25 protein-coding genes are annotated in these 23,231 nt (G+C 69.3%); 12 read left to right on the top strand and 13 right to left on the bottom strand.

All coding sequences use genetic code 11. The features are described 5' to 3' along the window. Window positions 1-43: 43 nt before the first annotated feature. The 7 genes from NCCP_RS00700 to NCCP_RS00670 all read right to left on the bottom strand — a co-directional run bounded on the left by NCCP_RS00700 (window position 44) and on the right by NCCP_RS00670 (window position 5,418). On the bottom strand, window positions 44-436 hold the full coding sequence (locus NCCP_RS00700) for a flagellar basal body rod protein FlgC (RefSeq protein ID WP_149955180.1): 393 nt from the start codon (window positions 434-436) through the stop codon (window positions 44-46). Continuing rightward, window positions 436-777, bottom strand: coding sequence for a flagellar basal body rod protein FlgB (locus NCCP_RS00695; protein ID WP_149955179.1), 342 nt, complete (start codon window positions 775-777; stop codon window positions 436-438). Before NCCP_RS00695 ends, NCCP_RS00700 begins: the two co-directional genes overlap by 1 nt. 4 nt (window positions 778-781) lie before the next feature. Continuing rightward, complete coding sequence (locus NCCP_RS00690) at window positions 782-1,132, bottom strand: hypothetical protein (protein WP_149955178.1); 351 nt, start codon at window positions 1,130-1,132, stop codon at window positions 782-784. Continuing rightward, a complete protein-coding gene (gene fliS, locus NCCP_RS00685; protein ID WP_149955177.1) occupies window positions 1,122-1,646 on the bottom strand; it encodes a flagellar export chaperone FliS in 525 nt (174 codons plus the stop codon). The genes NCCP_RS00690 and fliS overlap by 11 nt, the downstream gene beginning before the upstream one ends. A gap of 8 nt (window positions 1,647-1,654) precedes the next feature. Then, window positions 1,655-2,998 carry a flagellar filament capping protein FliD gene (gene fliD, locus NCCP_RS15390; protein WP_149955176.1) on the bottom strand — a complete coding sequence of 448 codons (1,344 nt, stop codon included), beginning with the start codon at window positions 2,996-2,998 and terminating at the stop codon, window positions 1,655-1,657. A gap of 263 nt (window positions 2,999-3,261) precedes the next feature. Then, window positions 3,262-4,416: a flagellin N-terminal helical domain-containing protein gene (locus NCCP_RS00675; RefSeq protein ID WP_149955175.1), complete on the bottom strand. Its 1,155-nt coding sequence runs from the start codon at window positions 4,414-4,416 to the stop codon at window positions 3,262-3,264. 165 nt (window positions 4,417-4,581) lie between these two features. Then, window positions 4,582-5,418, bottom strand: a complete 837-nt coding sequence (locus NCCP_RS00670; protein WP_172627237.1) for a sigma-70 family RNA polymerase sigma factor — start codon at window positions 5,416-5,418, stop codon at window positions 4,582-4,584. Window positions 5,419-5,659: 241 nt separating this feature from the next. Between NCCP_RS00670 and flgN the strand changes: the two genes are divergently transcribed. From flgN to NCCP_RS00650, 4 genes are read left to right on the top strand one after another with little or no spacing between them, the layout of a single operon-like run. After that, a complete protein-coding gene (gene flgN, locus NCCP_RS00665; RefSeq protein ID WP_149955173.1) occupies window positions 5,660-6,142 on the top strand; it encodes a flagellar export chaperone FlgN in 483 nt (160 codons plus the stop codon). 15 nt (window positions 6,143-6,157) lie between these two features. Next, the gene (gene flgK / locus NCCP_RS00660) at window positions 6,158-7,534 is read left to right on the top strand and encodes a flagellar hook-associated protein FlgK (RefSeq protein WP_149955172.1); all 1,377 of its coding nucleotides are present in this window, start codon (window positions 6,158-6,160) and stop codon (window positions 7,532-7,534) included. 2 nt (window positions 7,535-7,536) lie between these two features. Further along, window positions 7,537-8,421: a flagellar hook-associated protein FlgL gene (flgL, locus tag NCCP_RS00655; RefSeq protein WP_149955171.1), complete on the top strand. Its 885-nt coding sequence runs from the start codon at window positions 7,537-7,539 to the stop codon at window positions 8,419-8,421. Further along, entirely contained in the window at window positions 8,418-8,798 is a 381-nt protein-coding gene (locus NCCP_RS00650; RefSeq protein WP_149955170.1) for a flagellar assembly protein FliW, read from the top strand. Before flgL ends, NCCP_RS00650 begins: the two co-directional genes overlap by 4 nt. A gap of 35 nt (window positions 8,799-8,833) precedes the next feature. Here the strand turns inward: NCCP_RS00650 and glmM are convergent, their stop codons facing one another. The 5 genes from glmM to rplM all read right to left on the bottom strand — a co-directional run bounded on the left by glmM (window position 8,834) and on the right by rplM (window position 13,727). Continuing rightward, window positions 8,834-10,195 carry a phosphoglucosamine mutase gene (glmM, locus tag NCCP_RS00645; protein ID WP_149955169.1) on the bottom strand — a complete coding sequence of 454 codons (1,362 nt, stop codon included), beginning with the start codon at window positions 10,193-10,195 and terminating at the stop codon, window positions 8,834-8,836. 353 nt (window positions 10,196-10,548) lie between these two features. Next, window positions 10,549-11,652: a polyphosphate kinase 2 gene (gene ppk2 / locus NCCP_RS00640; protein WP_149955168.1), complete on the bottom strand. Its 1,104-nt coding sequence runs from the start codon at window positions 11,650-11,652 to the stop codon at window positions 10,549-10,551. A 96-nt stretch (window positions 11,653-11,748) separates the two neighbouring features. Then, window positions 11,749-12,537: a glucosamine-6-phosphate deaminase gene (nagB, locus tag NCCP_RS00635; protein WP_149955167.1), complete on the bottom strand. Its 789-nt coding sequence runs from the start codon at window positions 12,535-12,537 to the stop codon at window positions 11,749-11,751. Between the two features lie 207 nt (window positions 12,538-12,744). Further along, complete coding sequence (gene rpsI, locus NCCP_RS00630) at window positions 12,745-13,245, bottom strand: 30S ribosomal protein S9 (RefSeq protein ID WP_225873595.1); 501 nt, start codon at window positions 13,243-13,245, stop codon at window positions 12,745-12,747. 38 nt (window positions 13,246-13,283) lie between these two features. Beyond that, window positions 13,284-13,727 (bottom strand): 50S ribosomal protein L13, encoded by a 444-nt coding sequence (gene rplM / locus NCCP_RS00625; RefSeq protein ID WP_149955166.1) that lies wholly within the window; start codon window positions 13,725-13,727, stop codon window positions 13,284-13,286. Window positions 13,728-14,907: 1,180 nt separating this feature from the next. Here rplM and NCCP_RS00620 point away from each other — a divergent pair. From NCCP_RS00620 to NCCP_RS00585, 8 genes are all read left to right on the top strand, one after another. Further along, window positions 14,908-15,105, top strand: coding sequence for a Flp family type IVb pilin (locus NCCP_RS00620; RefSeq protein WP_308655488.1), 198 nt, complete (start codon window positions 14,908-14,910; stop codon window positions 15,103-15,105). Between the two features lie 90 nt (window positions 15,106-15,195). After that, complete coding sequence (locus tag NCCP_RS00615; protein ID WP_149955165.1) at window positions 15,196-15,609, top strand: TadE/TadG family type IV pilus assembly protein; 414 nt, start codon at window positions 15,196-15,198, stop codon at window positions 15,607-15,609. Further along, window positions 15,597-16,688: a pilus assembly protein TadG-related protein gene (locus NCCP_RS00610; protein ID WP_149955164.1), complete on the top strand. Its 1,092-nt coding sequence runs from the start codon at window positions 15,597-15,599 to the stop codon at window positions 16,686-16,688. Before NCCP_RS00615 ends, NCCP_RS00610 begins: the two co-directional genes overlap by 13 nt. 125 nt (window positions 16,689-16,813) lie before the next feature. Then, the gene (gene cpaB / locus NCCP_RS00605) at window positions 16,814-17,557 is read left to right on the top strand and encodes a Flp pilus assembly protein CpaB (protein WP_149955163.1); all 744 of its coding nucleotides are present in this window, start codon (window positions 16,814-16,816) and stop codon (window positions 17,555-17,557) included. After that, window positions 17,554-18,747 (top strand): CpaE/TadZ family protein, encoded by a 1,194-nt coding sequence (locus NCCP_RS00600; RefSeq protein ID WP_149955162.1) that lies wholly within the window; start codon window positions 17,554-17,556, stop codon window positions 18,745-18,747. The genes cpaB and NCCP_RS00600 overlap by 4 nt, the downstream gene beginning before the upstream one ends. Before the next feature lie 236 nt (window positions 18,748-18,983). Next, window positions 18,984-20,432, top strand: coding sequence for a TadA family conjugal transfer-associated ATPase (locus tag NCCP_RS00595; protein WP_149955512.1), 1,449 nt, complete (start codon window positions 18,984-18,986; stop codon window positions 20,430-20,432). A gap of 2 nt (window positions 20,433-20,434) precedes the next feature. After that, entirely contained in the window at window positions 20,435-21,400 is a 966-nt protein-coding gene (locus NCCP_RS00590) for a type II secretion system F family protein (RefSeq protein WP_149955161.1), read from the top strand. Window positions 21,401-21,409: 9 nt separating this feature from the next. Beyond that, entirely contained in the window at window positions 21,410-22,300 is an 891-nt protein-coding gene (locus NCCP_RS00585) for a type II secretion system F family protein (protein WP_225873594.1), read from the top strand. Window positions 22,301-22,318: 18 nt separating this feature from the next. Here NCCP_RS00585 and truA read toward each other — a convergent pair whose 3' ends face one another. Beyond that, a complete protein-coding gene (gene truA, locus NCCP_RS00580) occupies window positions 22,319-23,158 on the bottom strand; it encodes a tRNA pseudouridine(38-40) synthase TruA (protein ID WP_225873627.1) in 840 nt (279 codons plus the stop codon). Window positions 23,159-23,231 lie beyond the last annotated feature (73 nt).

Genomic DNA, 23,231 nt, shown 5'->3' with positions numbered 1-23,231 from the left:
CAGGCCCCCGGCTCCGGTGATGCCGCTGATGTCCAGGGCCATATCAGTTGCGTCCGATCTGGAGTCCGGCTTCGTAGGTGGCCTTGGCCCGGTCCACCACGGCGGCGCTGGCCTGGTAGCCGCGCTGGGCCATGATGAGCGCGCCCATCTGTTCGCCCAGGTCGATCTCCGGGTAGCGGACATAGCCCTCCGCGTCGGCCAGCGGGTGGTTCGGCTCGTGGACCACCCGTCCCCCGGCGTCGCCCCAGGCCGCCCCGGCCACGTACACGCCCTCGCCGTTGGCGTCCGCCCGCACGGCGATGTAGCGGGCGCGGAAGGCCTCGCCGTTGGTCGGGGTGGCGGTGTTGGCGTTGGCGATATTGTCGGCGACGGCGTCCAGCCACTTGCGGTGGACGCCCAGGCCGGTGCCGGCGATGCCGATTGCGTCAAAGGTCATCAGTGGGTCCTCAGGGCGGTCCGGACGGAGGAGAAGCTCCCGCTCACGGCGTTGGCCGCGAACTGGTACCTCAGCACCGTGTCGATGTTGGAAAGGGTCTCGGTGTCCAGGTTGACGTTGTTGCCGTTCTGCCGGGCCGGTTCCCGGGAGATTTCGGTGGCCGTCTCGATCCGGCCGTCGCCGCGTTCGATCGAGGCCTGGAGGGCATCCTCGAACAGGATCCGGCGGGCGCTGTAGTTCTCCGTGTTGACGTTGGCGATGTTGTTGGCGATGGCGCGCTGGCGCTCCGAGAGCCCGTCCAGGGCACTGGTGAGCGCACTGATGGAGAGCGATTCAAACATCCGTTCAGCCTTCCTGGTCCAGGTAGATGCCCGGGGCCGGGTCCTTGGTGGCAAGCGCCGCGCGGGCGGCGGCCAGTGCCCCGGCCACGCCCGTGCGGGTACGGGCCAGCCGTTCAGTGGCGTCCCGGTGGCGTGCCTGCACGGCCAGCAGGCGCCCGGCCAGTTCGGAAGGGACCGGGCCCAGCCCGGACGGCGGGGTCCAGCCGGCGCCCGGCAGGGCCGCGGAATCGGGGATCCCGGTGCCGCCGTCGTAGGCCCGCAGCCAGCCTTCGGCGGAGTCCACCTGTTCCTCCAGCTCCGCCAGCACCGCTGCCCACGCCGCGGTGTGCGGGGCGGCGGCCGGCTCAACCGACACCAAGGGTGCCTCCGGCCTCACGCGGGCTGTGGTCCCAGGCGGCGAAAGGCGACGCCGGGGCGGCCGGGCGTGCCGCGAACGGGTTTGCGGCCGCCTGGGAACCCGGGAGGGCTTGGCCCGCGGGAAGGGCTTGGCCCGCGGGAAGGGATTGCGCCGCCTGGCGCCAGGAGTCGCAGATCGGGCCCATGAGGGAGGCCGCTTCGCGGGTCAGCCCGACGTTGCGGTAGATGTTGGCGTTCACCAGCGCGGTGTGCGCATACCGGTACAGCGCCAGCAGGTCCTCGGCCCCGTCCCACACGGTGACGTCCAGGGAGGCGGACAGCTCCATCAGGATGTCCTGTGCGTGGAGCAGCTGGGCGGACGCGGCCGGCCAGTCCTGCTGGACCTGCGCCTGTTCGGCGCGGCCCAGATCCAGCATAAGCCGGTCGCAGAGCATGACCAGCAGCTGGGCGGGGGTGGCGGACAGGATGGCTTCGCGCCCGTAGCGGGCCATGGCGTAGGCGGTCTGGTTCATGCTCGTGCTCACTTCTTCGAGGCGTTCAGGGCCGTGGTCTGGGCTGTCATCCAGTCGCCTTGGGATTGCATCCTGCCCAGGGTGACTTCCAGTTGGGCGTAGATGCGCTCCAACTGGCTGCGGCGGGTGGCGAGCCGGGAGTCCCACTTCTCCACCTGGACTTCCCACCCGTCGATGAGTTTTTCCTGCCCGGTGATCTTGCCGGTCAGGATGCCGTCGTATTTGTCGCTGACCGTTTCCGCGGCGGACTGCACCCGGGTGGACATCTCCGCCAGGGCCCGGCCCGCGAAGTCCGGGTCCCTGGCCAGCGCGGCGGCAAACTTGTCCGCGTCAAACTCCAGCGTGCCGTGGCGGGTGACCGAGATGCCGATCTCCGACAGCGAGCGGCCCTCCACCGGACGGGAGGCCTCCGTATAGATGAGGTCCTTGGCGGCACGGACGGTGCTGTCCCCGCTCAGGATGCCGGCGCGGGTGGAATCACCGCTGCCGGTCACGGCCGTCTTGGCGTTGATGGTGCTGAATATGCCGTTCAGGGACCCGACCAGGTCCTTAGCCAGGTTGGTGCGGGACTTGGTGTCCGGTTCCACCACGATTTCGGCGACCGTGTCCTTAGCCGCGCCGGCAGCCAGCGTGATGTCCACGCCGTCCAGGACGCCGGTGAAGGTGTTGGTGGCCGACTTCAGCTGGGTTTGCGCGGCAGTGCCGGCGTAAAGCAGCACCGAGGCGTCTTGGCCCTGGGTCACGACCGCGCCGCCCGGCTCGGCGAACACGTCCGTCCCGCCGCTGGTCACGGTGAAAACGTGGGCGGCGCCGGTTTCGGCGGCGGTGAACTGGAGGCGGTACAGCGTTTCGTCGGTGTCCGGGTCGGTGCCGGCGGCGACCTTGGACGCGGTGACTCCCGTGTTGGAGGAGTTGACGGCCTTGACGACGTCGTCCAAAGAGGTGGAGGCGGCGGTAACCGTGGTGGGAGTGCCGGTGCCGACCTTGATGGTCAGCTCCGTGCCGGACCAGGCGGTGGCCGGCGCGGTGACCGCCAGGTGGCGGGTGGCGGTGGCCTCAACCGTGAGGCTGATGGAGCCCGCGCGCGCGGTCGGCCCGGCCGTGGCAGCGACCTTGTCCAAGCTGCTGGTGGCGGTGAAAAGGGCCAGGGATTTGGGGGACGCGGTCTTTTGGGCCAGCGTGGCCAGGCTGGCGATCGAGGAGTTCAGCGACTGCAGCGCCGAGACCTTGGATTCGCCGGCGCTGATCTTTTGCTTGAGCAGGGTCTGCGGGATGGCGTGGACGTTGACCAGGGCGTCGACCATCTCGCTGGTCTGCAGCCCGCTGACCAGCCCGTCAATGGCGAAGGCCATGTCCCTCCTCGTGTGTGTCGATCGGCGTGGCGGTATGGAATTGGCGGCGCGGTCCCGGCGGCACCGGGATGCCGTCGGGACCGAAAACGCAGGCGGCAGTTCGGGGACGCCGCAAGGACGCCCCCGAACTGCCGCCTGCCGCGTCGGTTTGGGGAAACCTCGGCGGTGTACCCGGTGCACCGGATGGGGTCCGGTGCTCCAGGTGGTGGTCCGGCGCCGGCCCCTTGGGGGGTGGCAGGCGTCAGGACCCGTCTACTCCAGGATTAGCCCAGCAGCTGCAGGACGCCCTGAGTGGACTGGTTGGCCTGGGCCAGCATTGCGGTGCCGGCCTGGGACATGATGTTGGCGGCGGAGTACTTGACCATTTCGGCGGCCATATCCGTGTCGCGGATGCGGGACTCGGCGGCGGAGAGGTTCTCCTGCGAGACGCTCAGCGTGGTGAGGGCCGACTCCATGCGGTTCTGGGTTGCACCCAAGTCCGCGCGGGCGGAGGAAATGCCGGAGATCTGGGTGTCGATTGACTTGATCGCGTTAGCGGCCCCCCCGGCGCTGAAGAAATCAAGGCCACCCGCGGCGAGGGCGCTAGTGCCAACGTTGGCATTCGCGGCACCGTGGGTGTTGGCGGTGCTGCCGCCGAACACGGTGCCACCCGTCCTGCTAGTGACCACCAGGTTGTCATTGGCGTCCACCGTGGCGGACAGGGCGCCGCGGAATGTGGTGTCCGCGTTCAGGGCATCGGCAACGTCCTGGACCGTGGCGAAGTCACCGGCAGCGCCCAGGCTCGCAGTCGTGATGGTGCTGGTACTGCCGTCAGCGGCGGTGATGGAGAAATTCATTGCACCGGCGACCAACGTCGCATCGGCTACCCCGATCTGCGCACCTTTCGTGCCGACGTTCAGCGCGTCCGCGACTCCGGAGAGGTTGGCCGATTTGAGGTTGACGCCGATGCGACTGGAGGTTTCGCCGTCGGCGCCGATCTGGAAGCTGAGGTTGGCGGAGCCGTCCAGCAGCTTGGTGCCGTTGAAGTTGGTGGAGTTGCCGATGCGGTCCAACTCGGAGACCAGCGCGGTGGCCTCCTTGGCGATGGCGGCACGGGACTCGGGGTTGTTCGAATCGCTGCCGGCCTGGACGGCCAGGTCGCGCAGGCGCTGCAGGATGGAGTGGGACTCCGTCAGGCCGCCTTCGGCGGTCTGGATGACGGAGATGCCGTCCTGCGCGTTGCGCTGGGCCACCTGCAGGCCGCCGACCTGCGAGCGCAGGCCCTCGGCGGTGACAAGGCCCGCGGCGTCATCCGCGGCACGGTTGATGCGCAGGCCGCTGGAGAGCTTCTCCATGGACTTGCTCAGGGTGTTCTGGGTGTTGCTGAGGTTGCGGTAGGCGCTGTTCGCGGCCATGTTGGTGTTGACGGTCATGCCCATGGTTGTTCTCCTCCGTGAGATTCAGGCAGTTAATGGTCCCCGTCCATGGGTTCCATCTGCGGCTATCGGCCGCCCCGTCAGGAGCGTTAGCCCCTGACCGGGAATTTCTTCGGGAATCTTCCGGGGCCTGCCGGGCCCCGTAACCGCGCCTGTCCCGGTTGCCGGCTAGGCGTAGGTCCGGGCGGCGGGGCGGGGCTGGCCGTCGCGCAGCCCGCCCTCGAGTCCGGCGGCGACGGGGCGGGCCGCTGCCTGCTCAAAATCCGCCATGTAGCGCTGGTACCGGTCGGCGGCAACGCGGGAGTGCCGGGTCCCCGGGACAGTTGGGAGGCCGGTGACGCGGGGCTCCACCGCGTCGCGCAGCAGCCGCAGGGCCTCGGAGCGCTGCTGCGACACGGCCGAGTGCGTGCAGCCAAGCTCGGCGGCCAGGTCCTTGACCGTTTTGTCCCCGAAGTAAAGGTCCCGGACAATACGGCGCATGCGCTCCGGCAGCGCCTCGACCGCGTGGCGCAGCGTCTCGGCGCGCTCCCGGGCAAAGAGGGCGTCCTCGGGGCCCTCGCTTTGGTCCGCGATCATCTGCGCGGTCAGCTCGTCCAGCGGGCTCACCCGGCGGGAGGCATCCTGCAGGGTGGCCTCGACCTCGCTGCGGGAGACACCCAGGGCGGCGGCCAGCTCATCGGTGGAGGGTTCGCGGCAGAGCGCCTGGGCCAGGGAGTCCCGGACCTGGCGGGTTTCGCGGATCCTGCGACGGGTGCCGCGGGTGGCCCAGTCCACCGAACGCATCTCGTCCGCGAAGGCCCCGTTGATCCTGATCCGCACGAACGCGCCGAAAGGCACCCCGCGCTGCGGGTCGTACGAGCCTGCCGCGGCCACCAGGGCCAGGGCACCCACGGCCGCCATCTCCTCGCGGTCGGCATTGGTCACGCGCATACAGAGGTCGGACACCAGGTATCCGACCAGCGGTAAATGGTCCAGCACCAACTGGTCCCGTGTAGCACGATCCACTTTTGAACGTCCCCCCTGTGAGGCTGCAAGTGCGGGGCTCCAAGCCCTCATGCCGCCGCAACGCGCCTACCGACATCTGTGGCGACCCGTAAATCGTCAACAGAGTTTGCAAACATGCTCAACAAGCCAGAAGCGTAACACCCCGCCGCTAACGAACCCCCGCTATTTGCCGATCGTGTAATGGTGGCGCCGACAAGCACGGATCTTCCGGGGCCAGTCATGCATCGAGCAAGGGAGCAATATGGGGGCCCACGAACTGTCTGCGGCGTTGTGGCGGCAGCGCGAACTCCTGGAGATCCTCCGCTACAAGCTCGAAGTCGAGCAGATGCTGCTCACGGCCGGAAAAAACCGCTGGATCACTTTCGCCACCCGCGAGGTCGAGCGGGTTTCGGAGCGGCTCCGGGACGAGGTCATGGCCTGCGACGTGCTGATGACCGCGCTGGGCGACGAATGGGCCCTCACCGACCGTCCCACCCTGCGCCAGCTGGCCGCCGCCGCCCCGGTGGGGCCCTGGACCGAAATCCTCTCCGGCCATCTGGAGGCCATTACCGCCCAGACCGAAGCCATCCGCACGCTCCGCGACGCCAATGAGCAGTTCCTGCGCAGCCTCATCCGCTCGGTGCAGGAATCCGCGGCCGCCAGCGATTCCACCGCCGCCGGATACGACGCCACCGGCCTCCAGCCCATGGGCGGCACCGTCCCCACCCTCGACCGCACCCTCTAGGATGGCGAACCACCCATGAGCACCTTCGGCACCCTCGGCACCGGTTTGGCCGCACTGGGCGCGGCCCGTGCCGGCATCGACACCGCCGCGAACAACCTCGCCAACATCGATACCGCCGGCTATACGCGCCAGCGCGTCGCCACGGCCGCCGCCCCGGCAGCCGGGATATCCGCGGCCACCCCGGCCTCCGGCGGCCCCGCCGTCACCGGCATCAGCCGCCTGGCCGATGCCCAGGCGGATGCGCTGGTGCGCACCAGCGGTGCCGACGCCGCCTTCACCGGCGTGCGCGCGGAGGCCTACACGGAGATCGAGGCGATCCTCGGCGAGCCGGGCGAGTTGGGCCTGCAGGCCGGGCTTGCGGACTTTTGGGCCGCCTGGCAGGACCTCTCCAACGATCCCGGCGACGCGGGCCGGGCCTCGCTGGTACTCAGCGCCGCCGGACCGCTGGCCTCCACGATCCGCTCCGGCTACGCCTCGGTGTCCGCCGCGCGCGACGCAGCCGCCGCGCGGACCTCCAGCGCCGTCGAACAGGCCAATTCGGTGGCCTCCCGCGTCGCCGACCTGAATATCTCCATCCAGGCCGCCACCGCCTCGGGAACCAACGCGGCCGGGCTCATGGACCAGCGCGACGCCGCGCTGGAACAGCTCTCCGCCCTCACGGGCGCGAAGGTCCGCCTCGCCGCTGACGGCACCGCCACCGCCAGCATCGGAGGGATCCCCCTCGTCGAGGCCGGCACGGTCCGCCCGCTGGCGGTTTCCGTCCTGGCGGACCGCACGCCCCAGGTCGAATGGGCCCACCGGCCAGGAACCGCCGCCGAACTCGGTTCCGGCGAGCTCGCCGGGCTGCGCTCCGTGCTTGATCCGGCCTCCGGGGCCTTCGCGCAGACCCTTGGCGCCTACGACGCCGTCGCTTCCGCCCTGGCCACGCAGACCAACGCCATCCATGCCTCCGGCAGCACGACGGTGGGGACCTCCGGCCTGGACTTTTTCGCCATCGGGCCCGGTTCGCCCGGTGCCACCCTGGCGGTGGTGCCCACGGGCCCCCAAGGCGTCGCGACCGGCGCCCCCGGAGCCGGGGCGTACGACGCCTCCGTGGCCGATGCGATCTCCCTGCTGGGCGGTTCCACGAGCGGGCCGGACGCGCTGTGGCGGTCGGCCGTGGTGGCCACCGGCTCCCTGGCCGCCACCGCCGCCACCGCCGCGGACACCGCCGCCGCCATCCAGGACCGCGCCAAGGCCTCCCAACTGGGCGGCTCCGCGGTCAGCGTCGATGAGGAAAACGTGGCGCTGCTTGCCTACCAGCGGTCCTACCAGGCCGCCGCGCGCGTGATCACGGCCGTCGACGAGGTCCTCGACGTGCTCATCAACCGCACCGGAACCGTCGGAAGGTAGCCATGTTCCAGCGTGTCACCCACCAAAGCTCCATCGCCGGTGCACAGCAGCGCCTGCAGACCTCCCAGGCCCGCTACACCTCCGCCCTGGAACAGGCCACCTCGCAGCGGCGGGTCGCCAAGCCCTCGGACGACCCGGCGGCGACCGGCACGGCCATGGCCGCGCGCTCCGGCCAACGGGCCGCCGAGCAGTACGGGCGCAACATCAACGACGCGCAGCTCTGGCTCGGCACCCTCGACTCCTCGCTCAGCAGCGCCACCGACCTGCTGCTGCGGGTCCGCGACCTGACCCTGCAGGCGGCCAACACCGGCGTCCACAGCCAGGAGTCGCGGGACGCGATCGCCCAAGAGATCGGTTCGCTCCGGCAGGACCTGCTCGGGGTCGCCAACACCACCCTGCTGGGACGCAACGTGTTCGCCGGCACCTCGGCAGCCGCGCAGGCCTTCGCCGGGGAACCTCCCGTGGCCGCCCCCGCGCCCGGCGCGGTGCTGCGCCGGGTGGGCGAAGGGCAGAGCGTGCGCGTCGATGCCGACGGCGCCGCCCTGTTCGGCTCCGGGGCCGGCTCGCTGTTCACCCTGCTCGACGGCCTCGCCGCGGAGATCCGCAGCGGCGCTCCGGTGGGTGGGCGCCTGGCCGAGCTCGACGCCCGGCGCCAGACCCTTTTGCTGGGCCAGGCCGACGTCGGGGCCCGCTATGCCGCAGTCGGGCGGGCCGCCGACGCGCTGGGCGAATCCACCGCGCTGCTGGAATCCACGCGCTCCGCCGCCGAGGACATCGAACTCGCCGAGGCGGCGCTGAACCTCTCCTCCCGGCAGCTCTCCTACCAGGCGGCCCTGTCCGCCACGTCGAAAGTGCTCAACACCAGCCTGATGGACTACCTCTCATGACCCTGCGCATCGATTTCAGCGAACCCCTGGCCGGCCTGGGCCGGCACACCGCCTACGACCTCGACGAGGTGGATGGGGCCCCGGGCCTGCATACCCTGCGCGCGGCGGCGGACCCCGGGCTGCGCCTGTTCGCCCTGTCCGCGGATCTGGTTCCCGGCTACGCCCCCCAGCTCTCCGGCCCCCAGCTTTCCGCCGTCTCCGCCCCGGACACGGAAGGGCTGCAGCTGCTGGTGGTCGTGAACCCGTCGCAGGGCGGGCCCACGGTGAACCTCCTGGCGCCGCTGGTCCTGAACCCCCGCACGGGGCAGGGCAGCCAGCCGGTGCTGGCCAGCGGCGACTGGCCGCTGCGCCACCGGCTGGGCGCGCTGGCAGGCTAGCTGCCCGGGCTGACTGACCGGCCTAACTGGCCGGGCTAGTTGACGGCGTTCGCTTCCAGGGCGAGCTCGGCCTGCACGACGGCGGCAAGGCGTTCAGCGACGCCGGTGGCGGTGGCCTGGTCGGCCGCCTCCACCATGACCCGCACCACCGGTTCGGTGCCGGAGGGGCGCAGCAGCACGCGCCCGCTCTCCCCCAGTTCGGCCTCGGCCTCGCGCACGGCCTGGGCCACGGCGTCGTTCTGTGCCACGGCGGCCTTGTCCACTCCGCGCACGTTGATGAGGATCTGTGGCAGCACGGTCATCGCCGCGGCCAGGTCGCGCAGGGAACGTCCCGTGCCGGCCACGCGGGCGGCGACCTGCAGGCCGGTGAGCACGCCGTCTCCGGTGGTGGCGAAGTCGGCGAAGATGACGTGTCCGGACTGTTCCCCGCCGAGGCTGAAGTCGCCCTCGCGCATGCCCTCCAGGACGTAGCGGTCCCCGACGCCGGTTTCCTTGATGGTGATGCCGGCCTCGCGCATGGCCAGCTTCAGGCCCAGGTTGCTCATCACGGTGGCTACCAGGGTGTCGTCCTTGAGCCGCCCCTGCTCCTTGAGGGCGGTGGCCATGATCGCCATGATCTGGTCCCCGTCCACCACGGCGCCGGTGTGGTCCACCGCCAGGCAGCGGTCGGCGTCGCCGTCGTGCGCGATCCCCAGGTCGGCGCCGTGCGCCAGCACGGCCTCCTGCAGGTTGCCCAAATGGGTGGAGCCGTAGCCGTCGTTGATGTTGAGGCCGTCCGGGTCGGCGCCGATTACCACGATCTGCGCGCCCGCGGTGGCGAAGACCTGCGGGGAACAGCCGCTGGCCGCGCCGTGGGCGCAGTCGAGGACCACCTTGAGCCCGTCCAGGCGGTTCGGCAGGCTCTGCAGCAAATGGACGAGGTAGCGGTCTTCGGCGTCGGCGAAACGGCGGACGCGGCCCACCTCCCCGCCCAGCGGGCGCGGCGGCTCGAACGCCATCTGTGCCACGATGGCGTCCTCGAGCGCGTCGTCGAGCTTGTGCCCGCCGCGGGCCAGGAACTTGATCCCGTTGTCCGGGGCCGGGTTGTGGGAGGCGGAAATCATCACGCCGAAGTCCGCGCCGAGGTCGGCCACCAGGAACGCGGCCGCCGGCGTCGGCAGCGTGCCGGCGTCGTACACGTCCACGCCCGCCGAGGCGAGGCCCGCCTCGATGGCGGCGGAAATGAAGTCCCCGCTGATGCGCGGATCCCTGGCCACCACGGCCACGGGCCGCCGGCCCTCGGAAACCCGGTGGCCCAGCACGACGGCGGCCGCTTGGGCAAGCCGCAGCGTCAGCTCGGGCGTGAGCAGTTCGTTCGCTTTTCCACGGACGCCATCCGTGCCAAATAGTCGTGCCATCACCATCCATCATAGGAGCCCACCGGGACCAAACGTGCAGGCCCGGTGCGTCCACCTCCTGAAAACCGTCGACGGGGACCACGTGGAGGCCTTCCGGAGCCGGCCCGTCCGAACCTGTCACGGGGCGGGGGCGGTGAGAACGAACCCCCCTGCGGCGTGGGGCTTTGGGCGCAGGCCGGCGTGCCTCGCGGCAGAACCGGGGACAGGCACCGCCGTCCCCGGGTGCCCGCCGGAGCGGCGGGGTCGCCTGTCGGAGGTCACAGATTTTGGGGCCAAACCTGGTGGTTTCAGGAAGCAGGCCCCCTGGCGCCCGGCTCCGGCGCCGGCTGCGGCACCGGTTGCGGCGGGCCGCTTCAGCCCGGCTGCGCCTGCGGCGTTTCCTTCTGGCGGGAAGCTGCCTCCGGGAAGCCGCCGCCCGCCCGCCCGGTGTCACGGGTGGATTCGCGGTTCTCCCCGTGGCCGGGCCGGCCCGGGGCCAGCACCGGGAAGTCGGTTCCGCCCCGCTCCCCCTCCTCGAACACCCGGGAGGCGGGGCCAACGATCAGCGGATCCGGCGGGTGGACCACCCGCCGGTTCTTGTCCGGGTAGTCCAGGAGGTTCAGCACGTGGCGCATGGCCTCCAGCCGGGCGCGCTTTTTGTCGTTGGACTTCACCACTGTCCAGGGCGCGTCGGCCGTGTCGGTGTAGAAAAACATCGCCTCCTTGGCCTGGGTGTATTCGTCCCACTTGTCCAGCGAGGCCAGGTCCGTGGGGGACAGCTTCCACTGCCGCACGGGATCCGTCTCGCGGTTGGCGAAGCGGGCCAGCTGCTCGCGCCGGCCCACCGAGAACCAGAACTTGACCAGCGTCATCCCGGAATTGACCAGCATCCGCTCCAGCTCCGGCGCCTCTCGCATGAACTCCAGCAGCTGCCGCGCGTCGCAGTAGCCCATCACGCGTTCCACGCCGGCGCGGTTGTACCAGGAACGGTCGAACATCACGATCTCCCCGCCGCTGGGCAGGTGCTGGATGTAGCGCTGGAAGTACCACTGGGTGCGCTCGATGTCGGTGGGCTTCTCCAGCGCCACGATCCGGGCACCGCGCGGGTTCAGGTGCTCCATGAACCGCTTGATTGCCCCGCCCTTGCCGGCGGCGTCGCGGCCCTCGAAGATGATGAGGACCTTCTGGCCGGTTTCCTTCACCCACAGTTGCGCCTTGAGCAGTTCGATCTGCAGCGCCCGCTTCTGCCGCTCGTACGCGCGGTTGGTCAGCTTGGTCTCGTAGGGGTAGTCGTGGCGCCAGGCGTCGGGGTCCGCGACCGGGATGGCGCGGTGCGCCCGCTGCTCGAGCTCCTGGAGCTCATCCACCTCGCCGACATAGTCCACGGACACGGAACGGCGTTCCCCCGCGGGCGGCTCCAGGTGCTCGGGGGCCTCCACTGTGGCCTTGTCCAGCACCCCGTCGGTTTCGTCGGGCATCTCGGGTCCCCTCTCCTCGAACCTGGGGCCTCCTCGAACTGTACGCCCAGGACGGGGGGTCCAACCAGTGGCCTGCCGGCCGTCCGGGTGCGCTGCTCAGGCAGGTGGGGCGGGCAGGTCCCGGGCGTGGTCGCGGGCGAAGTCGTAGTACTCGCGCAGCGCCAGTTGCGCCGCCGCCTCCTCGTCGACCACGACGGTTGCCTCCGGGTGCAGCTGCAGGGCGGTGGCAGGGCAGTAGGCTCCCAGCGGCCCCTCGGCCAGGGTGGCCACGGCCTGCGCCTTGGCGGCACCGGTGGCCACCAGCACCAGGCGCCGGGCGCGCAGGATGGTGCCGATGCCCTGGGTCAGGCAGTGGACGGGCACCGCCTCCGGATCACCGCCGAAGAAGCGCGCGTTGTCGCGGCGGGTGCCCGGTGCCAGGGTTTTCACGCGCGTGGCGCTTCCCAGCGAGGAACCGGGCTCGTTGAAGCCGATATGGCCGTTGGCCCCGACCCCGAGCAGTTGGATGTCCACTCCCCCGGCGGCGGTGATGGCCTGCTCGTAGGCGGCACAGGCGGCCTCAAGGTCCCTGGCGGAACCGTCCGGAACGTGGACTCGCCCGGGGTCCAGTCCGAGGCGCCGGGTGACCTCCCGGTCGACGACCGCGTGGTAGCTCTGGGGATGTTCCGGCCCCAAGCCCACGTACTCGTCCAGGGCGAACGCGGTGGTGCGGGAGACGTCCAGGCCCCGGGCAACCAGGGCGGCCAGCTCGCGGTAGGTGGCCAGCGGGCTGGAGCCCGTGGCGACGCCAACCACCGGTCGGGGCCGGGCGGCGATGGTCCGGGCAATGATTCCGGCGGCGTGGCGGCCGGCCGCGTCGGCGTCGGGCAGGACGATGATCTCCATGCGGACAGCATAGGGAAAGCCGGCCCACCGGGATTCCCCGGGAACCTGTTCCGGAAGCGCGGGTTTGGGCCGGGAACGCCCGAAGGCCCCGCAACTTTCGCTGCGGGGCCTTCGGTAAGGCGGTTTGGGCGCATGGACAACCAGGCGCGGCAAACCGCCGCGATCCCGGAGGGAATCGCGCCAGCGAATCCCTCCGGGCAAGCGGTTTTAGCGCTTGGAGTACTGCGGAGCCTTACGGGCCTTCTTGAGACCGGCCTTCTTGCGCTCGATGACGCGGGCGTCGCGAGTCAGGAAGCCGGCCTTCTTCAGCGCCGGGCGGTTGTTCTCGCGGTCGATTTCGTTCAGGGAACGGGCAACGCCCAGGCGCAGCGCGCCGGCCTGGCCGGAGGGGCCACCACCCTGGATGCGGGCGATGACGTCGTACGCGCCGTCGAGCTCAAGGAGCTTGAACGGCTCGTTGACTTCCTGCTGGTGCAGCTTGTTCGGGAAGTAGTCCTCCAGCGTGCGGCCGTTGACGGTCCAGTTGCCGGAACCCGGAACAACGCGGACGCGGGCGACGGCTTCCTTGCGGCGGCCGACGGCGGAACCGGCGACGGTCAGGGCCGGGCGCTCCTTGACGACGGTCTCGCCGGCCGGTGCGGACTCGGAGGTGTAGGCGGCCGGAGCCGCACCCTCGAATTCATTCAGCTCTTCAGTGTTCTGAGCCACGATAATCTCCTAAAAGTCTTTTTTCTCGGGGCCCAGCGCTACTGCGCGACCTGGGTGATCTCGAAGGTCTTCGGCTGCTGCGCAGCGTGCGGGTGCTCGGCACCGCGGTAGACCTTGAGCTTGGCCAGCTGCTTGGCAGCGATGGAGTTCTTGGGAAGCATGCCCTTGACGGCCTTCTCGACAGCCAGGACCGGGTTCTTCTCAAGGAGTTCCGCGTAGTTCACGGACTTGAGGCCGCCCGGGTAACCGGAGTGGCGGTAGGCGCGCTTCTGCAGGAGCTTGGCGCCGGTGAGGGCCACCTTCTCGGCGTTGATGATGATGACGAAATCGCCCTGGTCCATGTGGGGGGCGAAAGTCGGCTTGTGCTTGCCGCGCAGCAGGGTTGCGGTCTGGCTGGCGAGGCGGCCCAGAACGACGTCGGTGGCGTCAATGATCAGCCACTGACGGTCGGCGTCCTCAGGCTTCGGAGAGTACGTACGCACGGTAATTGCCTTCGTTTATTGGTTACTGGTCAAGCGCTTCCGCCGGGGGCAGCGGTGAGATCCACTCCCGGAAGGGCGCCGTGTTATCGATGCGCTGTACCAGTTCGTCAGGTGAGGGCTGATCTAACCGGCCGCCCAGAGGTGCCTGCAATCCCCACAGACCAGAGGTCCTGCAACTGGACCCGCACGCGGAGAAGGTTGTGTCAGGCAAAGGACATGCACAACAACCACCCACTTTAGCGGATTAAGGCACCGGGCTCCAAAAGCACCCGCAACCGCCCCCACCCCCACTCGGACCGGCCACCGATTCCGCGGAGGCCGACCGCCGGGCTACCCCATCGGGGGCCTTCCGGAGCTTCGCCGCCCCCTTCGCCTACTCCTTTAGCTGGGGCAGCCTGCGTACCCGGACCACCCGGCCCCTCCAGCTCAAGGCACCCAAACAGGTGGCGGACACCCCCGCCAGGGGACTTTCCCCGCCGCGATGGGGGAACTTTTGGGAGTTTGGCAAGAATAATTTGCGTCCATTGGTGCCATTTCTCCTTCGGATTCCATCAGGCCGCGATCGCTGGAATAACGGGGCTTGCGGGCAATGCAAACGCATATGTTGAAAAGTCAACTACGAAACCGGTTGAACGAATACCTTTGAGCCACCGAATCCGTCGACATCGGTACGCCCCACCCCCAGGCATGGCCACCCGGGCAGCGGCCTCACATGTCCGAACCGGAGGGATGCGGGGCGTCCACCGCGCCGCCTGACGCCTACCACGCGCGGGGAGCGCGGCCAAATCGGGCTGCCCTATTACCGGCGCCTTCGAGGATGGTTAGCAGCGCTACGGAATCCGCTTTACAAAATTTCACTGTAAAATGAAGGCATTCGTTGAAGCTTGAATTGGCGCGGTTTTTTTCACAAAACCCGCCTCCCACCTGCGGATCCCTGAGGCCAGGCCGGCAGAAAAATTCATTGGAACGGGACTAGGCAAGTCGAATTTCCCTGCTTAGAGTTTCCCCCAGATGTCAGTGGTCGGGGGGCCACGAAGGGGCAGCCGGAAACGGCAAGGCATCTACTGGGGGCAAGACAAGCTAGATAATTGAATCCAGGGCACCCTCAAACCTCTCCTCAGCACCAAGGCTGGCTGTGGCACCGGGCCACAGCCATTTGAGAAAGATTTGGGGTATTTCCATGAACATCATCGCCGCACACATCATGACCACCATGCACGTCCTCGGCGCCAAGCTAAAGCGCGAGGAGAAGGGCGCCACCGCCGTCGAGTACGGCATCATGGTCGCGCTGATCGCCGCCGTGATCATCACCGTCGTGGGCCTCATCGGCGGCAACCTGAGGGACGCCTTCACCACCGTCAACAGCCAGCTTCCGTAAGGTCGCGGTCCAAGGTAGTGGGGGCGGCGCCGTTCGTGCCGCCCCCACTACCCACCACTCCACATGTCGACGGGTAGCTGGGGGGCTCTCATGCGGCACGGCAAACTCGGCGGATACGCGCGTTTCTTGGGGGAACGCGGTGCCTCCGCCGTGGAAATGGCACTACTTCTGCCGATCCTGGTCACGCTGGTTTTCGGCATCATCGAATTCGGGTATGCCTTCAACCAGCAAATCTCGCTGAGCCAGGCCGCACGTGAAGGCGCCCGCTACTACGCGATCCACTCAGGGAGCAGCACCTACTCCGCCACCCAACTCACGCAGACGGCACAGGCGGCCGCGCCGATGGCCACCGGGCTCTCCGCGACCGCGTCCGCCACCTGCACTCCGGGCGCGCTGGTGACGGTCACGACGCAGCGCAGTTACGCGTCACTGACCGGCTGGTTCGACTTCCTGGGACCGGCCATCACGCTTAGCGGCAAGGCGGCCATGCGATGCGGCGGCTAGTCACGCGCCGGCCCCGGGCCGGCCACGCACGGGGCCGTTCCACCGGGCACCACCCGGAACGGGGCGCGACGGCGGTCATCGTCGCCGTCATGATGACGATGCTCCTGGGCTTCGCCGCCATTTCCGTCGATGTGGGGCGGATCTACTGGGAAAAGGCACAGCTGCAGAATGGGGCGGACACCGCGGCGCTCTCCATCGCCAACGCGTGCGCCAAGAGCCCCACCGATCCCGGTTGCACCGATTACCAGAACAAGGCCCAGGTCCTGGCCAACGCCAGCGCCAACGACGGCCTCACCCAAGTCCCGCCCGTGACACTGGACCTGGCGGCCGGCAGGGTCACCACCGTCACCCGGGCCGCCGAAAGCAGTGGACCGGCGTTTGGCAGGCTCTCCGTCTTCTTTGCCCAGGTCCTGGACCCGGCCTACGCGGACGGAGTCCCGGTCAGCGCCACTGCCAGCGCCTCTTGGGGGGCGCCGAAGCGGGTGATCTCGAAGTTCCCGCTGGCCTTCTCCCGCTGCGAGATGGATGCCTCGCCCACCACCGACGGGACCCTGCAGTTCATCATGAGCCACGGTGTGAAGGACCCGGTCCGGGAGGATAAATGCCACGACACGGGTTCCGGCCTGGAAATTCCGGGCGGCTTCGGATGGCTGCCGCCCAACCCGACCGGCTCCTGCAACGTCGACACCACCGCCGGCACCTGGATCGTCGCCAAGGGAGGCAATGCCTGGGAAACCAACTGCAGCGCCCGGATGGCGGAGTGGAAGGCCACCCTCGAATCGGGCGGACGGGTGGTGGCCCTGCTGCCGGTCTTCGACGCCACGGACAAGAAGAACTACAGGATCTGGGCTCACGCCGCCTTCGAGATCCGCGGGTGGTACTTCACCGCCGGGGGAGGCCCCAGCTATATGACCACCGATGCTGCAGAGACCTTCCGGTACAGTCGCCGCGAGCAGAGCGACATGGGCTTCGTCGGACGCTTCGTCCGGTACGTCTTTACGGATGACGAGGCCTTTGCGGCCACCACAGGCAGTGCCCCGTCCACGACCGGGGCCAACATCGTCACCTTAAGCAGGTGACCCGTTGCGGGGGCGCATCTTGGGGGCGTGCCCCCGCAACCACATTCGTTGTGGCGCACCAGGCCGGCAAGGCCTGGTGTGCCACAACAAGGCAATGAATCACGGCTCAACTCTGGGGGAAACAGATGAAAACACGGCTGCTTGGGGGCACAGCAGCGCTGGTCTTGGCCATCGTCGGCGCCGTCCTGCTTTTCAACTACGTCAGCGCCGCTGACGCGCGCGCCCAGAAGGACCTGGAGCCGGTCACGGTCCTGGTCGCATCCAGGGACATCCCGGCCGGTACCCCGGTGGAGGAGCTGGCCTCCTCGCTGGAGACCCGGTCGATCCCCGGGGCCGCCATCGCACCGGGGGCGCTCAGCTCCCTGGCGGATATCACGGACAAGGTCGTGGCCTCGGAGATCCTCGCGGGCGAGCAGCTTCTAGACGCCAAGCTGGTCGCTGAATCCGCCCTGCTCACCCCCGGAGCGGTCCAGGTGCCGGCCGGCCTGCAGGAGGTGACCATCCTCCTGGAACCTGAGCGCGTGGCCGGCGGCAACCTCAAGGCCGGGGACAAGGTGGGCGTCTTCACCAACTTCAGCGTCAAGGAAAAGGGCTCCGAGGACGCGGAGGAGGTCAAACTCTCCAAGCACCTCTACGACGGGGTCCTGGTCACCGCGATCCAGATCGCCCCCAGCGAGCAGACTGCCACCCCGGAAGGCACCACCGCCCTGCCCTCGGGTTCGGCCTACGTCACCCTGGGCGTCGATTCGGTCCAGGCCACCAAGATCGTCCACACGCAGATCTACGGCGAACTGTGGCTGTCCAAGCAGAACGACGACACCAACCCGGGCAACCGCTCGGTCATCGACGTGAACGAGGTACTGAAGTGAGCCGTTTCCTTCTCCTGACCGACGCCCCGGACTTCGAACGCCGCCTGCGCGCCGCAGTGAACGACGCGATGCCCGGCACCATCCACCGCATTCCCGCCGAGGCCGTCAACCTCACCCCGCGGGACCTGCTCACGCGCAGCATCGGCGAGCCGACCGACGTCGTGCTCTTCGGTCCGGATGTCGACCGCCAGGCCGCCTTCCGCCTGGCCCTGGAACTGGACCTGCAGCATTCGGACCTTTCGGTGGTCCTCGCCGGCACCCCGGCGCCGGAGGAACTGGTTGCCGCGATGCGCGCCGGCATCCGCGACATCGCGGATCCGGCTGCGGATCCGGCCGAGCTGCGCCTGCTCCTGGAACGCGCCTGCCTTGCCACGGAGTCCCGCCGCCGCCAGGGCGGAGACGGCAGTTCCGGGGACCGGAGCCAGGGCCGCGTCATTGCGGTCATGTCGCCCAAGGGCGGGGTGGGCAAAACCACCGTCGCCACCAACCTGGCCGTGGGATTGGGCAGGACGGCCCCGATGGGCGTGGTGATCGTCGACCTGGACCTGCAGTTCGGGGACGTCGCCAGCGCCCTGAACGTGAATCCGGAGCACACCATCACGGATGCTGTGTTCGGGGCAGCAGCCCAGGACTCCATGGTGCTCAAGGCCTTCCTCACCGTTGACGAGACCGGGGTCTACGCGCTGTGCGGACCCAAGAATCCGGCGGACGCTGACCTGATCACCGCCGAACAGGTAGCCGTGCTGATCAACCAGCTGGCCGCCGAGTTCCAGTACGTGGTGCTGGACACCGCGCCGGGCCTCGGCGAGCACCTGCTGGCCGTGCTGGAACAGGCCACCGACGCGGTCTGGGTGATTGGCATGGACGTGCCCAGCATCCGCGGCCTGAACTCCGGGCTCAGCGTGCTCAAGGAACTGCAGCTGATCCCGCAGGGCCGGCACGTGGTGCTCAACTTCGCGGACCGGCGCACCGGCCTGTCCGTCCAGGACGTGGAAACCTCGATCGGAATTCCGGTGGACACCGTGGTTCCGCACTCCCGTGCGGTGCCGCTGAGCACCAACAAGGGCGTGCCCCTGCTGACCGAGCCGATGCGGGAAGGTGCCTGGCGCAGCCTGGACAAGCTGGCCAGGCGGTTCGACCCCAGCATGAAGACCGAGCGCAAGCTCCACCGACGGGAGGTTGTCAAGTGAACCTGGCCGAACGCCTGAACCAGTTACGCGAGGAACGCGAGGCCCGCGAGGGCCTGGCTACCGGAGGCCCACGCGCCGGCGCGCCGGGCCCTGCAGTTCCGGAGCTGGCAGTTCCGGAACCGATAGTTCCGGAACCGGCGGTTCCGGAGGCGGCCGCGCTTCCGTTCCAGCCCGCGTTCCCGGTCCAGCCTGTTTTCGCGCAGTCCGCGTTCCCGGTCCAGCCTGTTCCCGCCGGGGTGGAGGCCGCGCCCGCCGCAGTTCCGGGTTCCTCCTGGGATGCCGGGGAAGCGGGCGGTCCGGCCCCGGCCGCCCCCCAGGAGCTGCGCGGTTTGGCCGCCAAGCTCGCCTCCCGCGGAGCGGCAAGCCAGCCGGTGCCGCCCCAGGAGAAGGTGGATGCCCTCGGCGGGCTCAAGGCCCGGGCCGGCGAGGCGCTGTATGGCAGGCTCGGTTCGCGCCTTACGGACACCTCCCTGACCGAGGAGGCGGTGCGCCAGCTCGCCCGCGACGAACTCAGCGAGGTGATCGACCAGGAGCAGGTGCCGCTCTCCCCCGAGGAGCGGCGGCGGCTGATCCGCGAAATCGCCGACGAGGTCCTGGGGCTGGGGCCGATCCAGCGCCTGCTGGACGATGAAGACATCACCGAGATCATGGTGAACGGGGCAGACCGGATCTATGTGGAGCGCGGCGGCCAGCTGACCCTCTCCGAAGCGACCTTCAGCTCGGAGGAGCAGCTGCGCCGGGTAATCGAACGCATCGTCTCCCGGGTAGGCCGGCGCATCGACGAATCGTCCCCGCTGGTGGATGCCCGGCTCGAGGACGGCAGCCGCGTCAACGCGATCATCCCGCCGCTGGCTGTCAGCGGGGCCACGCTGACCATCCGCAAATTCAGCAAGAGCCCCTACACCGTGCGCAACCTGATCGACTTCGGCACCCTGAGCCCGGACATGGCGCACCTGCTCGACGCCTGCGTCAAGGCCCGCCTGAACATCATCGTTGCCGGCGGCACCGGCACGGGCAAGACGACCCTGCTGAACGTGCTCTCCGGGTTCATTCCCAGCGACGAGCGCATCATCACGATCGAGGATGCCGTGGAGCTCCAACTCCAGCAGGAGCACGTGGTGCGGCTGGAGAGCCGCCCGGCAAACATCGAGGGCAAGGGCGCCGTGACTATTCGGGAGCTGGTGCGCAACTCGCTGCGCATGCGCCCGGACCGGATCGTGGTCGGGGAGGTCCGGGGCGGCGAGACCCTGGACATGCTGCAGGCCATGAACACCGGACACGACGGCTCCATTTCCACCGTCCACGCCAACACACCGCGCGACGCGATCGCCCGCCTCGAGACGCTGGTGCTGATGGCCGGCATGGACCTTCCGCTGCGGGCGGTCCGCGAACAGATCGCCTCGGCCGTTGACCTGATCGTCCAGCTCACCCGCCTGCGCGACGGAACCCGCCGCGTCACCCACATCACGGAGGTCCAGGGCATGGAAGGGGACATCGTCACCCTGCAGGACGCATTCCTCTTCGACTATTCGGCGGGGATCGATCCCAACGGCCGGTTCCTCGGCCGGCCGCAGGCGACCGGCGTCCGCCCCCGGTTCCTGGACCGCTTCCAGGACATGGGCATCGTCCTGCCGCCGGGCGTATTTGGGAACCCCCGGACCCCCGCGGCGACAGGCAGGCGGTAGCCATGGAACTGGTGCCCATCGTTGGCGGGATCACCGCGTGCCTCGCCGCAGCAATAGTCCTGCTGTTCACGGTCTACCGGCCGGCCAGCGCGGAGATCGACCGCGAGCGGCGCAGCTGGCTGGTCAGTACGTCCACGTTCACCAGCGCCGCCCGGCCGGCATCCCTGCTCGCCCGCTTCAGCGGGGCCGCCGTGGGGGCTGCCGAACGCACCATTGGGACCACCGGACGCGGCCTGTTCCGCCAGGAGGCGCTGCGGGGGGCCGGGCTCAAGCTCTCCCCCGCGGAGTTCATGGTGCTGCTGGCCGCCGGGGCCGTGGTCGCCGGACTCCTCGGCACCGCGCTGGCCGGACCGGGGCTTGGCGTGTTGCTGGCCCTGCTGGTGCCGTTTGCGGGGTGGGGAGTGCTGGTTTTGCTGCGGGAGCGGCGGCGGACCCAGTTCGACAACCAGCTGCCGGACCTGATCATGACGCTCACGGGCAGCCTCCGCGCAGGGCACTCCGTCATGCGCGCCCTTGACTCCGCCGCCCAGGAATTCGATGCGCCCATGGGCGAGGAGCTGGCCCGGGTGGTCAACGAGATCCGCATGGGGCGCAATCCCGAGGCGACCCTGATCGACACCGCGCGCCGCATGGACTCGGAGGACTTCTCCTGGATCGGGGAAGCGATCCAGATCAACCGCGAGGTCGGCGGCGACCTGGCCGAGGTGCTGGACCAGGTGGGCGGCACCATCCGCGAACGCGCCCAGATCAAGGGCCAGGTGCGGGCGCTGTCCGCGGAAGGCAAGATCTCCGCCTACATCCTGATCGCGCTGCCCTTTGGCATCAGTGGCGTCCTGTTCGTCATGAACCCCGGCTACCTCAGCACCCTGTTCTCCCACCCGCTGGGGTTCGGGATGCTCGCCGTCGGCGGCATCATGCTCGTCATCGGCTCCTTCTGGATGAGCCGCATGATCAAGATCAAGTTCTAGGGGGGAACCATGGGAATCGGAATCATGGGCTGGCTGGGGATCGCCCTGCTGGTGCTGCCGCTGGCCTTCCTCACGTGGGGACTGGTGGCGGTGGACCGGAACCAGTTTGTGCTGATCCGGCGCAACCTCTCCCGCATCGGTGCAGAGAGCACAGAGCACCAGGTCCTCGCGGAGGCGGAGTTCGCCGCCATTGCCCGGCGGATCACCCCGGGAACCTACGCGGCCAAGTTGGACCGGCTGCTGGCCATGGCCGGACGCCCGGCCGCGTGGCCGCTGGACCGTGTCCTGATTCTCAAGCCGGTACTGGCCGTGGCGGGGGCCGCACCGGGGCTGCTGCTCATGGCCAAGGGGATCGACTCCACGTCCTTCCTGCTGTTCCTGTTGCTGACGTCCTTCGGATATTTCCTGCCGGACCTGCTGGTCTACAACGTGGGCATCAAGCGCCAGGAAGCCATCCAGTTGGAGTTGCCCAACATGCTCGACCAGCTGCTGATATCGGTGGAGGCCGGCTTGGGGTTCGAGGCGGCCATGGCCCGCGTGGCGGCCGGAAGTTCGGGACCCATGGCCGAGGAGATGGGCAGGACGCTGCAGGAGATCCAGGTGGGACGGTCCCGCGGCGAGGCGTACCAGGCAATGGCCGACCGCTCCTCCGTGCAGGACCTCAAGGCCTTCATCCGGGCCGTGGTCCAGGCGGACCGCTACGGCATCGGCATCACCCGGGTGCTCCGGACCCAGGCCGGGCAGATGCGCATCAAGCGGCGCCAGCGCGCCGAAGAGAAGGCCATGCAGCTTCCCGTGAAGATCCTCTTCCCGCTGCTGTTCTTCATCTTCCCCACGCTGTTCATCGTGATCATGGGCCCGGCCGCGATCAACATGATGAAGAGCGGCATGTTTGGCTGACCGGCGGAACCTGCGGCGTCAACGCGCGTCGACGTCGTGCGCCGCGCGCCGTGCCCGGGTCTGTTCGGCCCGGGCCGCCAGCTCCGCGGTCCCCGGGTAGGCCACCTCCTCCAGCACCAGCGGGTGCGGGGCGGCCAACCGGGTCTTCGAGTCGCGGACCTTCTCCACCAGCCTCCCGGCCAGCCACCCCCGCGGCTCCCGGCCGTCGCCAACCATCAGGGCGGCCCCGACCAGGGCCCGGACCATGTTGTGGCAGAACGCATCCGCCCGCAGGTGGGCCACCAGGACCCCGTCCTCCCCGCGGGCAAAGCGGAACTCCTCCAGGGTGCGGATCGTCGTCGCCCCCTCGCGGGGCTTGCAGAAGGAGTGGAAGTCATGGCGCCCGGCCACCGTGGCCGCCTCCGCGTTCATGAGGTCCGCATCCAGGGACTGCCCGTGCCACAGCGTCGTGGCACGGGTCAGCGGGTCCCACCGTTCGGGCCCGTCGGCGATCCGGTAGGAATACCGGCGCCACAAGGCGGAAAAACGCGCGTCGAACCCCGGTGCCGCCAGTGCCGCCGAATGCACGAACACCGCGCCCTCCAGCCGGGAGAGCACTCCCCGGACCCGGCGCACCAGCGCCCGGGCCGGTTCGATCGCCTGGCCGCGCGGCAGTGCCTCCCACTCCCCCGGCGTCAGGTCAAAGTGCACCACCTGTCCGCGGGCGTGGACGCCGGCGTCGGTCCGTCCGGCCACCACGGTCCGCACGGGCCGGCGCACCAGCAGCGCCAGGGCCGCCTCCAGCGCCCCCTGGACGGTGGGCAGCCCGGGCTGGGTGGCCCACCCGTTAAACGCCGCACCGTCGTACGCCAACTCCATCCGGACCCGCACCGTCGCGGGTTCGGAGGCCCCGGCGTCGGACACGGCTGCACCCAGGGGATTGACATCAGGC

This window comes from Zafaria cholistanensis (assembly GCF_008580665.1).
GTDB classification, from domain to species: domain Bacteria; phylum Actinomycetota; class Actinomycetes; order Actinomycetales; family Micrococcaceae; genus Zafaria; species Zafaria cholistanensis.
The sequence above is the reverse complement of the archived record's forward strand: the minus strand, read 5'-3'. Positions and strand labels throughout refer to the sequence as shown.